This is a genomic window from Enterobacter sp. WP_7_1 (genome assembly GCF_003688535.1).
Taxonomy (GTDB): domain Bacteria; phylum Pseudomonadota; class Gammaproteobacteria; order Enterobacterales; family Enterobacteriaceae; genus Enterobacter; species Enterobacter asburiae.
The window spans coordinates 40,344-53,085 of record NZ_REFK01000009.1; the positions used below are offsets into that span (position 1 = coordinate 40,344).

Consider the following 12,742-nt stretch of genomic DNA (forward strand, 5'->3'; position numbering starts at 1 on the left):
TACACCCCCTGACGCATGTTTGCAGCCTGAATCGTAGACTGTCTCTCGTTGAATCGCGACACGAAAGATTTTGGGAGCAAGTGATGCGCAAAGTTACCGCTGCCGTCATGGCCTCAACGCTGGCGTTCAGTGCGTTTAGCCAGGCTGCTGAAGCTATCATCAGCGATAACAGTCCCTTACAAGAGGGTGCAACGCAGAACAGCAGCCAAAGCCATATGTTTGACGGCATAAGTTTAACCGAACATCAGCGTCAACAGATGCGAGATCTGATGCAGAGGGCACGACACGACCAGCCCCCTGTTAATGTTAGCGAAATGGAGACAATGCATCGCCTTGTCACCGCAGAAAATTTTGACGAAAGCGCTGTACGCGCTCAGGCCGAAAAAATGGCACAAGAACAGGTTGCCCGCCAGGTAGAGTTGGCGAAGGTCCGCAACCAGATGTTCCACCTGCTAACGCCCGAGCAGCAAGCGGTTTTGAATACGAAACATCAGCAGCGAATGGACCAGCTGCGTGAGGTTGCACGGATGCAGCGAAGCTCAGAAACGACGTTTTTCAGTAGCAATAGCAGTACCCGTAGTAACCAGTAAACCCTGTTTTCCTTGCCATAGACACCATCCCTGTCTTCCCCCACATGATGTGGGGGTTTTTTTTGCCCCGCATCCGCGCTGTTAACCGTTTATTCATCCTTAGACTCCCCATGCTTCCGTTATACTAGCGGCATGACATGACAGGAGCGTTTATGAATCAATCCTATGGAAGACTGGTAAGCCGGGCCGCCATTGCGGCGACCGTCATGGCCTCCAGCCTGTTGCTGATTAAAATCTTTGCCTGGTGGTACACCGGCTCGGTCAGTATTCTGGCGGCGCTGGTGGACTCGCTGATGGACATTGCCGCCTCGTTGACCAACCTGCTGGTGGTGCGTTACTCGCTGCAGCCAGCGGATGAAGAGCACACATTTGGGCACGGCAAAGCGGAGTCGCTGGCCGCGCTGGCGCAAAGTATGTTCATTTCCGGCTCTGCGCTGTTCCTGTTTTTAACCGGCATTCAGCATCTCGTTTCGCCGACACCGATGAACGATCCCGGCGTGGGCGTAGTTGTGACGATCGTTGCCCTTATATGCACACTTGTTCTGGTAACGTTCCAGCGCTGGGTTGTTCGCAAAACGCAAAGTCAGGCTGTACGGGCGGATATGCTTCATTATCAATCTGATGTTATGATGAATGGGGCTATTCTTATTGCGCTCGGTCTGGCCTGGTATGGCTGGCATCGCGCCGATGCGTTATTTGCGTTAGGGATTGGTATCTATATTTTATATAGCGCCCTGCGGATGGGGTATGAAGCGGTGCAATCACTGCTTGACCGCGCCCTCCCGGACTCAGAACGTAATGAAATTTTTTCTATCGTGACCTCCTGGCCCGGCGTCAGCGGTGCACACGATCTTCGAACGCGGCAGTCAGGGCCGACCCGCTTTATTCAGATTCATATTGAAATGGAAGACAACCTGCCACTGGTTCAGGCTCACGTTATTGCTGAGCAGGTCGAGCAGGCGATTTTGCAGCGTTTTCCTGGTTCAGACGTCATCATTCACCAGGATCCCTGCTCGGTTGTACCCGGTCATGTTGGGCTTTCGTAATTCGTTGTAAAAAAGTGAGCCAGGCCAGCATTTTGTGTATAAATTACCGCCGTTTGGTCTGACCTGAATCAATTCAGCTGGAAGGGATTGATATACTATTTGCAGTATTCGTTGGTCGATAAGTTTCTTCCGGCAACAGATTTCAATTTTGCATTCCTAAGTTCAGAGGTAGTCATGATTAAGAAAATCGGTGTGTTGACAAGCGGCGGTGATGCGCCGGGCATGAACGCGGCAATTCGTGGTGTTGTCCGTGCAGCGCTGACGGAAGGCCTGGAAGTTTTTGGCGTTTATGACGGTTATCTGGGCCTGTATGAAGATCGTATGGTTCAGCTCGACCGTTACAGCGTGTCTGACATGATCAACCGTGGCGGCACTTTCCTCGGTTCCGCGCGCTTCCCGGAATTCCGTGATGAACACGTTCGTGAAGTGGCTATCGAAAACATGAAGAAACGCGGTCTGGACGCCCTGGTGGTTATCGGCGGTGACGGCTCCTACATGGGTGCAAAACGTCTGACCGAAATGGGCTTCCCGTGCATCGGTCTGCCGGGCACCATCGACAACGACATCAAAGGTACTGACTACACTATCGGCTTCTTTACTGCACTGGGAACCGTTGTTGAAGCGATTGACCGTCTGCGTGACACCTCGTCTTCTCACCAGCGTATCTCTATCGTTGAAGTAATGGGCCGTTACTGCGGCGACCTGACGCTGGCGGCAGCCATTGCGGGCGGTTGCGAATTTATCGTCGTGCCAGAAGTCGAATTTAGCCGTGAAGATCTGGTGGCTGAAATCAAAGCGGGCATCGCGAAGGGTAAAAAACACGCGATCGTGGCTATTACAGAGCACATCTGCGACGTTGACGAGCTGGCGAAGTACATCGAAGCCGAAACCAAACGCGAAACCCGCGCGACCGTACTGGGCCACATCCAGCGCGGCGGCTCCCCAGGCCCTTACGACCGTATTCTGGCGTCCCGTATGGGCGCGTACGCTATCGATCTGCTGCTGCAGGGTCACGGCGGCCGCTGCGTCGGTATTCAGAACGAAAAACTGGTTCACCATGACATCATCGACGCGATTGAAAACATGAAGCGTCCGTTCAAAGGTGACTGGCTGGACTGCGCGAAAAAACTGTACTGATCGGCTCTGTTGCCCGGTGGCGGCAAGGTAAATGCAAAACGGTAACCCAAGGGTTACCGTTTTTTTATGGTTGCTCCCTCTCCCGTGGGAGAGGGTTGGGGTGAGGGCATCAGGCCGCTCATCCACTTCTTTTATTCCACTAAGTTATAGCCAATCTTTTTTTATTCTTTAATCCGCGATTCGCTTTCTGGCACGCTGCATTCATCAAAACACTACACAAGAGAGCTGGGCGATGAATAAATGGGGCGTGGGTTTAACATTATTGCTGGCATCGACCAGCGTTCTGGCTAAGGATATCCAGTTACTGAACGTGTCATACGACCCGACGCGTGAACTGTACGAGCAATACAACAAAGCGTTCGCGGCACACTGGAAGCAGGAAACCGGCGACAACGTGGTGGTTCGCCAGTCTCACGGTGGTTCTGGTAAGCAGGCGACCTCCGTCATCAACGGGATTGAAGCCGACGTGGTGACCCTGGCGCTGGCCTACGATGTCGACGCTATCGCCGAGCGTGGCCGCATCGACAAAAACTGGATCAAACGCCTGCCGGATAACTCCGCGCCCTACACCTCGACCATCGTCTTCCTGGTGCGTAAAGGAAACCCGAAACAAATTAAAGACTGGAACGACCTGATAAAACCGGGCGTTTCTGTAATTACCCCGAACCCGAAAAGCTCCGGCGGCGCTCGCTGGAACTACCTGGGCGCGTGGGGTTATGCACTGCACCACAACAATGGCGACCAGGCCAAAGCGCAGGAATTCGTGAAGGCGCTGTATAAAAACGTTGAGGTGCTGGACTCCGGCGCGCGTGGCGCCACCAACACCTTCGTCGAGCGCGGGATTGGCGACGTGCTGATCGCATGGGAAAACGAAGCCCTGCTGGCCACCAACGAGCTGGGAAAAGACAAGTTCGAGATTGTGACCCCAAGCGAGTCTATTCTTGCCGAGCCGACTGTTTCCGTGGTCGACAAAGTGGTTGAGAAAAAAGATACCAAAGCGGTGGCGGAAGCCTATCTGAAGTATCTGTACTCGCCAGAAGGCCAGGAAATTGCGGCGAAAAACTTCTATCGTCCACGCGATCCGGCCGTTGCGAAAAAATACGAAAGCGTATTCCCTAAACTGAAACTCTTCACCATCGATGACGAGTTCGGCGGTTGGACCAAAGCGCAGAAAGAGCACTTCTCTAACGGTGGCACTTTCGACCAGATCAGCCAGCGCTAACCATTAGCCAATGACACGGTAACCCGGCGTGAGAAATCCGCCGGGTTTTTTATTTGGTCATCATTTTGCGTTACTCTTTTGCCTCTATTGAAAACAGGGAACGCGTTGTGAAAAAAATTATCTTATTGATCCTCATTGTCATCGCCCTTGCCGCTGGCGGCGTGTACTGGATGAAGGCGGGTAATCCGAATGCGTTGCGCCATATCGTTCTCGACCAGTGTGTGCCGAATCAGATCCAGAACCGTAACCCGGCACCCTGCGCGCAGGTGAAAACGGATGCAGGCTATGTGGTATTTAAAGATCGCAACGGGCCGCTGCAATACCTGTTGATGCCGACATATCGCATCAACGGCACCGAGAGCCCGCTATTGACCGACGCTCATACGCCGAACTTTTTCTGGCTGGCGTGGCAGTCGCGCAGCTTTATGACCCTGAAGCGTGGATCCGAGGTGCCTGACAGCGCCATTTCGCTGACGATTAACTCCCCGACAGGGCGCACGCAGAACCACTTTCATATTCATATCTCCTGCCTGCGCCCGGACGTGCGCGAGAAGCTCAACGCGGCACAGGGAGAAATCAGCACCCAGTGGCTGCCTCTTCCTGGGGGGCTGGAAGGACATGAGTATCTTGCTCGCCGCGTGACGGAGAATGAACTGGTCCAGCGCAGCCCGTTTATGATGCTGGCTGAAGAGCTGCCGGAAGCGCGCGACCATATGGGGCGCTTTGCCCTGGCGATGGCGCAGCAGTCGGACGGCTCTTTTGTTTTGCTGGCGACCGAGCGTAACCTGCTCACGCTTAACCGCGCGTCTGCGGAGGAACTGCAGGATCATCAATGCACTATCCTGAAGTAACCCCACCATAAATCGCGTTTACTCGGGCTGCCTGTCACCGTAGACTTGCTGAAAAATTCTACAGGAGACAGGTATGTCGCTCTGGTTAACGCATCCTCTGCTGCTGCCCTCACTGATCGTTGGCGTCACCATCGTGCTGTGGGCGACGTCGCTATTGCCGGAATTTATCACCGCGCTGCTGTTCTTCACGGCGGCGATGACCGCCAGAATCGCCCCGCCAGAGGTCATCTTCGGCGGTTTTGCCTCGTCGGCTTTCTGGCTGGTCTTCAGCGGCTTTGTGCTCGGCGTGGCGATCCGTAAAACCGGACTGGCGGACAGGGCCGCCCGGGCGCTGTCGTCAAAGCTCACCGACTCCTGGGTGTTGATGGTGGCGAGCGTGGTGCTGCTGAGCTATGCGCTGGCGTTTGTGATGCCGTCGAACATGGGGCGTATTGCGCTGCTGATGCCGATTGTCGCGGCGATGGCAAAACGCGGCGGTATCGCCGACGGCTCCCGCGCCTGGTATGGGCTGGCGCTGGCGGTGGGGTTCGGGACTTTCCAGCTTTCGGCGACGATCCTGCCTGCAAACGTCCCCAATCTGGTAATGAGCGGTGCGGCGGAAGGTTCGTACGGTATCCATCTGAACTATGTCCCGTATCTGCTGCTGCACACGCCGGTGCTCGGTATTCTCAAAGGCCTGATCCTGATTGGCCTGATCTGCTGGCTATTTCCCGGTAGCCCGAAACCGCCGAAGGAACAGGCGCCGTCTGAGCCTATGGGGCGGGATGAAAAGCGTCTCGCCTGGCTGCTGGCGGTGGTGCTGGGGATGTGGGTGACGGAGAGCTGGCACGGCGTGGGGCCGGCGTGGACGGGGCTGGCGGCGTCGATCGTCGTCATGCTGCCGCGCGTTGGCTTTATCACCGGGGAAGAATTTTCAGCGGGCGTGAACATGCGCACCTGTATTTACGTCGCGGGTATTCTTGGGCTTGCGATCGTGGTGACGCAAACCGGTATCGGAACGGCAGTAGGTGAGGCGTTGCTACGCATTATGCCGCTGGATGCAGACAGACCGTTCACCAGTTTCCTGGCGCTGACCGGTATTACCACCGCGCTCAACTTCATTATGACCGCCAACGGCGTGCCGGCGCTGTACACCACGCTGGCGCAGAGTTTTTCGGACGCGACCGGTTTCCCGCTGCTGTCGGTGATCATGATTCAGGTGCTGGGCTATTCCACGCCGCTGCTGCCGTATCAGGCGTCTCCGATTGTGGTGGCGATGGGGTTAGGAAAGGTGCCTGCAAGGGCGGGGATGGTGCTCTGTCTGGCGCTGGCGATAGCAACCTATCTGGTGCTGCTGCCGCTGAATTATCTGTGGTTTAGTTTGCTGGGGAAAGTGTAGTTCGGTGCGAGCGGTTTCCCTTCACCCCAACCCTCTCCCAAAGGGAGAGGGAGGAGAAGAGCGGCGGGTAAGCGCAAGCGCCACCCGCCGCAAAGGCAATTACGCCTGTTTAGCCGCTTCTGCTGCCTTAACGATCACCGCGAAAGCGTCAGCTTTCAGGGATGCACCGCCAACCAGCGCGCCATCGATGTCTGGCTGGGTGAACAGCTCAGCAGCGTTGGAGGCGTTTACGGAACCGCCGTACTGAATAATCACTTGCTCAGCGACCTTCGCGTCGGCTTTAGCAATGTGGTCACGAATGAATTTGTGAACCGCCTGAGCCTGCGCAGGGGTTGCAGATTTGCCGGTACCGATCGCCCAGACTGGCTCGTATGCGATTACCGCGCCTTCGAACGCTGCCGCGCCCTGAGTTTTCAGCACTGCGTCGATCTGACGTGCGCACACTTCTTCGGTTTTGCCCGCTTCGTTTTCCGCTTCGGTTTCACCGATGCACAGAACCGGGATCAGACCCTGCTCTTTCAGCACGGCGAATTTCTTCGCGATGAACTCATCGGATTCTTTGTGATAGGTGCGACGCTCGGAGTGGCCGATGATGATGTATTTCGCGCCGATATCTTTCAGCATTTCAGCGGAGGTTTCACCGGTGAACGCGCCAGACAGGTTAACGTCAACGTTCTGCGCACCCAGGATGATGTGGCTGCCGTCAGCGGCGTGTTTAGCCAGATCCAGGTACATATCCGGCGGAGCGATAGCAACCGCGCAGCCCGTCACGCCAGCCAGCTCTTTACGCAGGTTCGCAACCAGCTCGTTTACCATGTGGCGGCTGCCGTTCAGTTTCCAGTTACCCATCACTAAAGGATGTCGCATTTCAATTCTCCACGCTAAATAAGCGAATTAAGGAATATGGCCACCCTGTCGGGCAGCATGGTCTGTGAATCAGTATAGAGATTTTCCCTCGAAAGGCTTTGCTTTTTGTCATTAATTCGCCCCGCCGAGGGTGTCAGATAGTGCCAGCTTAATCGGTTCAACAGCGAAGGTCAGTCCTTTTTCGCCGTTGTCCGCCACAACATAGCGGATCGCGCCTTCAGTATCAGCGTAGTAACGCTTGTTTTTCCCGGCGGTAAGGAGTTTTTGCAGCTTTTGCTGACTTTGCTTTTTCGTCAGCGCAGGGGTAAAGGCCTGCAGTACCGCGCTCATGTACTCCAGCGCTTTCGCCTTCGCAGCTTTCTGCTCTGGCCCCTGTATCGGCAGCCAGGTGATTTGCATGCTTTTGATTTTTAACGTACCGCGCTCCAGCGCCGTAGATGCATACAAATTCTCATTTATCTTGCTTGCCGCACGGGTCAGTGTGGGGGTATCGCGTGAGCCATCAATGGCGCGAAACTCATCCAGCGGCAGCGTGGGGTTGGTCTGATTGAAGGTTTCACGAAACTGGCTGATGGACTGATCGAAGGACGGCGCGCCCGCCAGCAGATACGGTGCTGTGGTCGGGGCAGTGGTTTCGGCGGCGTGCAGGGGATAACCCGCGCTGAGCAGCGCTAAACACAGGAAAAGAGAACGTGCCGAACTTTTCATCAACATTGCCCCTGGCCGTAAGTGCTCATGATTAAAACGATATCTGGTCGGCTTGTCAAAAGGTCACAACTCCAGGGTAAAATGCGCGCTATACGATAATAAGGAACCTTACATGACCATACAGCAGTGGCTGTTTTCATTCAAAGGGCGTATTGGACGCCGTGATTTCTGGATCTGGATGGTGACGTGGGTTGTCGCCATGCTGCTTCTGTTTTTCGTTGCTTACAACGCCTGGCTGAGCACGCAAACGGCGGCCTTCGCGCTGGTCTGTCTGCTATGGCCAACGGCGGCGGTTGTCGTAAAACGGCTGCACGATCGCGGACGTTCCGGCGCGTGGGCATTTCTGATTATTCTGGCGTGGATGCTGGTGGCGGGAAACTGGGCGATGCTTCCGTCCATCCTGCCGTGGGTCGTGGGCAGGCTGCTGCCGTCGGTCATCTTCGTGATGATGATTGTCGATCTGGGCGCGTTTATTGGCACCCAGAGCGAAAATAAATACGGTAAAGACACCGTTGAGGTGAAATACCGCTGATCACCAGTAGTGTTCGGCGGTCATATGGCCCGGTCGGCGACGAAGGTGTTTCGTCATCTGCCGGGTATCCTTCAGAAGCTGCTGCGTGTCACGAACCATCTGCGGGTTGCCGCACAGCATGACGTGGCTGGTTTCAGCGTTCAGCGGCAAACCCACCGCGTCTTCCAGGGCGCCACTCTCAATTAACGCCGGCACGCGACCGGTAAGCGCTCCTGCTACGGTTTCACGGCTGACCACCGTCTGAATCTTTAACTTCCCGCCGTACTGCTGTTCAAGCGCCTGCATTTGCGGCAAATAGCTCAGGTCTGCGGCGTAGCGCGCAGCGTGCACCAGCACGATGTTTTTAAAGCGCTCCAGGTCTTTGCCGTACTGCAAAATAGAGAGATAAGGGCCGATGGCCGTGCCGGTTGCCAGCATCCAGAGCGTGTCGCAGTCAGGGATCTCTTCAAGCACAAAGAAGCCTGCCGCTTCACTCACAATTTGCACCTCGTCGCCGGGCTTTAGGGCGGCAAGGCGCGGGCTGAGCTTACCGTCAGGAACGGTGACCAGATAGAACTCGAGATCCGGGTTATCAGGCGCGTTAACGTAAGAGTAGGCGCGCTGCACGCGCTCGCCGTCGACGTCCAGCCCCAGCTTCGCAAATTGCCCGGCTTTAAACGGGTGAACGGGAGCATGTACGGTGAGACTAAATAGCGCATCGGTCCAGAACTGTACCTTTGTGACTTTACCTGTTACCCAGTCCGCCATGATCTTCTCCTGTGCTGTTTCTCTGTTCTATCTTCCGTACTTGTGGTGACAATTTCCAGCCCGTCAGGGCCGGAAAGCTCTATCGATCAAACGGTTTTACAGAATGTGCGTCTGCACGTCCGGGTCTTTGCGGTCGAGATAGTGGATAGACTGGATGCGCCGAATGGTGCGTGATTTACCGCGGATCAGCAGCGTTTCAGTGGTGGCCATATTACCCTTGCGGGTGATGCCGTCCAGCAGATCGCCTTTGGTGATGCCGGTCGCCGAGAAGACAACGTTATCGCTACGCGCCATCTCGTCCAGAGCCAGCACTTTATTGGCCTCGATGCCCATCGCTTCGCAGCGCGCAAGCTCGTTTTCCCCGATACGGCGGTTCTCTTCATTATCGCCTTTCACCTCATGGCGGGGCAGCAGACGGGCCTGCATATCGCCATCCAGCGCGCGGATCACTGCCGCGGAGACCACACCTTCCGGCGCGCCGCCGATGCCGTACAGCACGTCGACTTCGCTGTCCGGCATGCAGGTCAGGATCGAGGCGGCAACGTCACCGTCAGGGATGGCAAACACGCGCACGCCGAGCTTTTGCATCTGCGCGATGGTGGCGTCGTGGCGCGGTTTCGCCAGAATCGTCACGGTAAGTTCGCTAAGGGGTTTGCCCAGGGCTTTGGCTATGTTGTGCAGGTTCTCTTCCAGCGGCAGGCTAAGGTCGATTGCGCCCTTCGCGCCAGGACCGACAATCAGCTTTTCCATGTACATATCCGGCGCGTTGAGGAAGCAGCCCTTATCGCCCACGGCCATCACCGCTAACGCATTGGCCTGACCCATTGCCGTCATACGGGTGCCTTCGATCGGGTCTACCGCGATATCTACGGCATCGCCTTTGCCGGTACCGACTTTTTCACCGATATAGAGCATCGGCGCTTCGTCGATCTCGCCTTCGCCGATCACGATGGTGCCGTCAATGTTGACCTGGTTAAGCACAATGCGCATGGCATGGACGGCTGCGCCGTCTGCGGTATTTTTGTCGCCACGACCCAGCCATTTATAGCCTGCAAGGGCGGCCGCTTCGGTGACGCGGGAAAACTCGATAGCAAGTTCACGTTTCATGAGGTACTCGTGCAATCAAAAGGAATTGCACGAAGTTTATCACAGAGTGGGTAAGGTGCGGTCTGTACTCCCCTCACCCTAACCCTCTCCCCTTTGGGGAGAGGGCCGGGGTGAGGGGTGAGTCTGTCTTACTCTTCGTGATCTTCCCACGCCAGGGCGCGTTTCACCGCTTTTTTCCAGCCGCTGTAGCGGAAGTTACGCTCGGTGGTTTCGATGCCCGGACGGAACTCGCGTTCGATAACCGCTTTTTCCTGCAGCTCGTCCAAGTTCTGCCAGAAGCCTACCGCCAGACCGGCAAGGTACGCCGCGCCCAGCGCCGTAACTTCACGCACTTCAGGGCGCTCAACGCGGGTGCCGAGAATGTCGGACTGGAACTGCATCAGGAAGTTATTCGCTACCGCACCGCCGTCCACGCGCAGGGCGTGCAGACGAATGCCGGAGTCAGCCTGCATCGCTTCCAGCACGTCGCGCGTCTGGTAGGCGATGGATTCGAGAGTAGCGCGAATAATGTGGTTAGAGTTCACACCGCGCGTCAGGCCGAAAATCGCCCCGCGTGCATACGGATCCCAGTACGGTGCGCCCAGACCGGTGAACGCAGGCACCACGTACACGCCGTTGGTGTCTTTCACTTTGGTCGCGAAGTACTCGGAGTCGAACGCATCGCTGATCAGCTTCATCTCGTCGCGCAGCCACTGAATGGATGCACCCGCCATGAACACCGCACCTTCCAGCGCATAGTTCACTTCGCCGCGCGGGCCGCAGGCGATGGTGGTCAGCAGGCCGTTTTCTGATTTCACCGCTTTCTCGCCGGTGTTCATCAGCATAAAGCAGCCGGTACCGTAGGTGTTCTTCGCCATCCCTTCCTTGACGCACAGCTGGCCGAACAGCGCCGCCTGCTGGTCACCGGCGATACCGGCGATAGGAATACGGGTGCCGCCTTTACCGCCGATGTTAGTCTGACCGTACACTTCTGAAGACTTACGCACCTCAGGCAGCATCGCGCGCGGAATGTCCAGCGCGTCCAGCATCTTGTCATCCCACTCCAGGGTGTTGATGTTGAACAGCATGGTACGCGAGGCGTTGGTGTAGTCGGTGACGTGAACGCGTCCCTGGGTCATCTTCCAGATAAGCCAGGTATCGACGGTACCGAACAGCAGCTCGCCGCGTTTAGCACGCTCGCGTGAACCTTCTACGTGGTCGAGGATCCATTTCACTTTGGTGCCGGAGAAATACGGGTCAACCACCAGACCGGTGGCGCTGCGCACGTACTCTTCCATACCGTCGCGCTTCAGCTGTTCGCAGATCTCTGATGTACGGCGGCACTGCCAGACGATAGCGTTGTAAATAGGCTTACCAGTTTCACGTTCCCAGACAATCGTCGTTTCACGCTGGTTGGTAATACCAATCGCGGCAATCTCGTCGGAACTGATATCGGCTTTCGCCAGCACTTCAACCAGCGTGGAGCTTTGCGATGCCCAAATCTCCATCGGGTCGTGTTCTACCCAGCCTGGACGAGGATAAATTTGCTCAAATTCGCGCTGTGACACGCTGACGATGTTCGCGTCATGATCCATTACGACAGCGCGGGAGCTGGTAGTGCCCTGGTCGAGCGCAACGATATATTTTTTTTCGGTCATGGTATGTGTCCCGTAGTCAGATTACAGCGAAGCTTTTTGTTGTGCGGTAGAAGTCGTTTCCTTCTCCTCTTCCACACAGGTGTCGCACGGTAAGTGGCGACCAATTAATTTGCGGTAGCTAAACGCACCCAGCGCAGCCCCGACAACCGGCGCAAACAGCGGTACCAGGAAGTAAGGAATGTCTTTGCCGCCGGTGAAGGCCACGTCGCCCCAGCCAGCGATAAAGGCGAAGGCTTTTGGGCCGATATCACGTGCCGGGTTCATCGCGAAGCCGGTCAGCGGGCCCATGGATGCGCCAATCACCGCAATCAGCAAACCAATCAGCAGGGGTGCCAGCGGGCCGCGCGGAATGCCGTTTCCGTCGTCGGTCAGCGCCAGGATAACGCCCATCAGAATAGCGGTAATCACCATTTCAACTGCGAACGCCTGCACAAAATTGATATGCGGGTTAGGGTAGGTTGAGAAGATGCCTGCCAGATCCAGACTTTCGACGCTGCCGCGTACCATATGATGCGTCTGTTCGAAGTCGATGAAAAGATTATAATAAAGCCCGTAAACTAACGCCGCTGCGCAAAACGCGCCGGCAAACTGAGAAAGAATGAAAGGAACTACTTTGCGTCCGTCGAAGCACGCGAACAGCCACAGTGCGATTGTCACCGCCGGGTTAAGATGTGCACCAGAAACCCCTGCAGTCAGGTAGATGGCCATCGCCACGCCCAGACCCCAGATGATACTGATTTCCCACTGACCAAAACTGGCACCCGCCACTTTCAGTGCAGCAACACAGCCCACTCCGAAGAATATCAACAACCCGGTACCAAGGAACTCGGCAATGCACTGGCCTTTTAAGGTTGATGTCTGACTCATAATCGGAATCCTGAAGAAATTGATGTTTATTGTTAGCATGGCCGCCCGTGACA

13 protein-coding genes are annotated in these 12,742 nt (G+C 56.0%); 7 read left to right on the forward strand and 6 right to left on the reverse strand.

The features are described 5' to 3' along the window. Positions 1-83: 83 nt before the first annotated feature. The 6 genes from cpxP to BJ885_RS22490 all read left to right on the forward strand — a co-directional run bounded on the left by cpxP (position 84) and on the right by BJ885_RS22490 (position 6,224). Positions 84-590 carry a cell-envelope stress modulator CpxP gene (gene cpxP, locus BJ885_RS22465; protein WP_059347407.1) on the forward strand — a complete coding sequence of 169 codons (507 nt, stop codon included), beginning with the start codon at positions 84-86 and terminating at the stop codon, positions 588-590. A 152-nt stretch (positions 591-742) separates the two neighbouring features. Next, positions 743-1,636, forward strand: a complete 894-nt coding sequence (gene fieF / locus BJ885_RS22470; RefSeq protein WP_023309697.1) for a CDF family cation-efflux transporter FieF — start codon at positions 743-745, stop codon at positions 1,634-1,636. Between the two features lie 174 nt (positions 1,637-1,810). Next, positions 1,811-2,773 (forward strand): 6-phosphofructokinase, encoded by a 963-nt coding sequence (pfkA, locus tag BJ885_RS22475; protein ID WP_023309696.1) that lies wholly within the window; start codon positions 1,811-1,813, stop codon positions 2,771-2,773. Positions 2,774-3,005: 232 nt separating this feature from the next. Beyond that, positions 3,006-3,995, forward strand: coding sequence for a sulfate ABC transporter substrate-binding protein (locus BJ885_RS22480; protein ID WP_029741703.1), 990 nt, complete (start codon positions 3,006-3,008; stop codon positions 3,993-3,995). Positions 3,996-4,102: 107 nt separating this feature from the next. Continuing rightward, positions 4,103-4,846: a CDP-diacylglycerol diphosphatase gene (locus tag BJ885_RS22485; protein ID WP_121932841.1), complete on the forward strand. Its 744-nt coding sequence runs from the start codon at positions 4,103-4,105 to the stop codon at positions 4,844-4,846. 73 nt (positions 4,847-4,919) lie between these two features. After that, positions 4,920-6,224 (forward strand): SLC13 family permease, encoded by a 1,305-nt coding sequence (locus BJ885_RS22490; protein WP_121932827.1) that lies wholly within the window; start codon positions 4,920-4,922, stop codon positions 6,222-6,224. A 99-nt stretch (positions 6,225-6,323) separates the two neighbouring features. On the opposite strand, the gene tpiA is transcribed toward BJ885_RS22490, so the two are convergent. Both tpiA and BJ885_RS22500 read right to left on the reverse strand, forming a co-directional pair. Beyond that, positions 6,324-7,091, reverse strand: a complete 768-nt coding sequence (gene tpiA / locus BJ885_RS22495; protein ID WP_014172206.1) for a triose-phosphate isomerase — start codon at positions 7,089-7,091, stop codon at positions 6,324-6,326. A 111-nt stretch (positions 7,092-7,202) separates the two neighbouring features. Continuing rightward, positions 7,203-7,799: a DUF1454 family protein gene (locus BJ885_RS22500; RefSeq protein ID WP_023309692.1), complete on the reverse strand. Its 597-nt coding sequence runs from the start codon at positions 7,797-7,799 to the stop codon at positions 7,203-7,205. Positions 7,800-7,911: 112 nt separating this feature from the next. On the opposite strand from BJ885_RS22500, the gene BJ885_RS22505 reads away from it, so the two are divergent. After that, complete coding sequence (locus tag BJ885_RS22505; protein ID WP_023293600.1) at positions 7,912-8,331, forward strand: DUF805 domain-containing protein; 420 nt, start codon at positions 7,912-7,914, stop codon at positions 8,329-8,331. Here BJ885_RS22505 and fpr read toward each other — a convergent pair whose 3' ends face one another. The 4 genes from fpr to BJ885_RS22525 form a co-directional block, all read right to left on the reverse strand. After that, a complete protein-coding gene (gene fpr / locus BJ885_RS22510; RefSeq protein WP_029739198.1) occupies positions 8,332-9,078 on the reverse strand; it encodes a ferredoxin--NADP(+) reductase in 747 nt (248 codons plus the stop codon). Between the two features lie 96 nt (positions 9,079-9,174). Beyond that, entirely contained in the window at positions 9,175-10,185 is a 1,011-nt protein-coding gene (gene glpX, locus BJ885_RS22515; protein ID WP_029739197.1) for a class II fructose-bisphosphatase, read from the reverse strand. A 128-nt stretch (positions 10,186-10,313) separates the two neighbouring features. Beyond that, the gene (glpK, locus tag BJ885_RS22520) at positions 10,314-11,822 is read right to left on the reverse strand and encodes a glycerol kinase GlpK (protein WP_028018115.1); all 1,509 of its coding nucleotides are present in this window, start codon (positions 11,820-11,822) and stop codon (positions 10,314-10,316) included. A gap of 21 nt (positions 11,823-11,843) precedes the next feature. Then, on the reverse strand, positions 11,844-12,689 hold the full coding sequence (locus BJ885_RS22525) for an MIP/aquaporin family protein (protein WP_014885705.1): 846 nt from the start codon (positions 12,687-12,689) through the stop codon (positions 11,844-11,846). Between the last annotated feature and the right edge of the window lie 53 nt (positions 12,690-12,742).

Coding starts and splice junctions, on each gene's coding strand:
- tpiA (WP_014172206.1), bottom strand. CDS start 7,091: ATGCGACATCCTTTAGTGATGGGTAACTGGAAACTGAACGGCAGCCGC.
- BJ885_RS22500 (WP_023309692.1), bottom strand. CDS start 7,799: ATGAAAAGTTCGGCACGTTCTCTTTTCCTGTGTTTAGCGCTGCTCAGC.
- pfkA (WP_023309696.1), top strand. CDS start 1,811: ATGATTAAGAAAATCGGTGTGTTGACAAGCGGCGGTGATGCGCCGGGC.
- cpxP (WP_059347407.1), top strand. CDS start 84: ATGCGCAAAGTTACCGCTGCCGTCATGGCCTCAACGCTGGCGTTCAGT.
- fpr (WP_029739198.1), bottom strand. CDS start 9,078: ATGGCGGACTGGGTAACAGGTAAAGTCACAAAGGTACAGTTCTGGACC.
- BJ885_RS22490 (WP_121932827.1), top strand. CDS start 4,920: ATGTCGCTCTGGTTAACGCATCCTCTGCTGCTGCCCTCACTGATCGTT.
- glpX (WP_029739197.1), bottom strand. CDS start 10,185: ATGAAACGTGAACTTGCTATCGAGTTTTCCCGCGTCACCGAAGCGGCC.
- BJ885_RS22525 (WP_014885705.1), bottom strand. CDS start 12,689: ATGAGTCAGACATCAACCTTAAAAGGCCAGTGCATTGCCGAGTTCCTT.
- glpK (WP_028018115.1), bottom strand. CDS start 11,822: ATGACCGAAAAAAAATATATCGTTGCGCTCGACCAGGGCACTACCAGC.
- BJ885_RS22480 (WP_029741703.1), top strand. CDS start 3,006: ATGAATAAATGGGGCGTGGGTTTAACATTATTGCTGGCATCGACCAGC.
- BJ885_RS22505 (WP_023293600.1), top strand. CDS start 7,912: ATGACCATACAGCAGTGGCTGTTTTCATTCAAAGGGCGTATTGGACGC.
- fieF (WP_023309697.1), top strand. CDS start 743: ATGAATCAATCCTATGGAAGACTGGTAAGCCGGGCCGCCATTGCGGCG.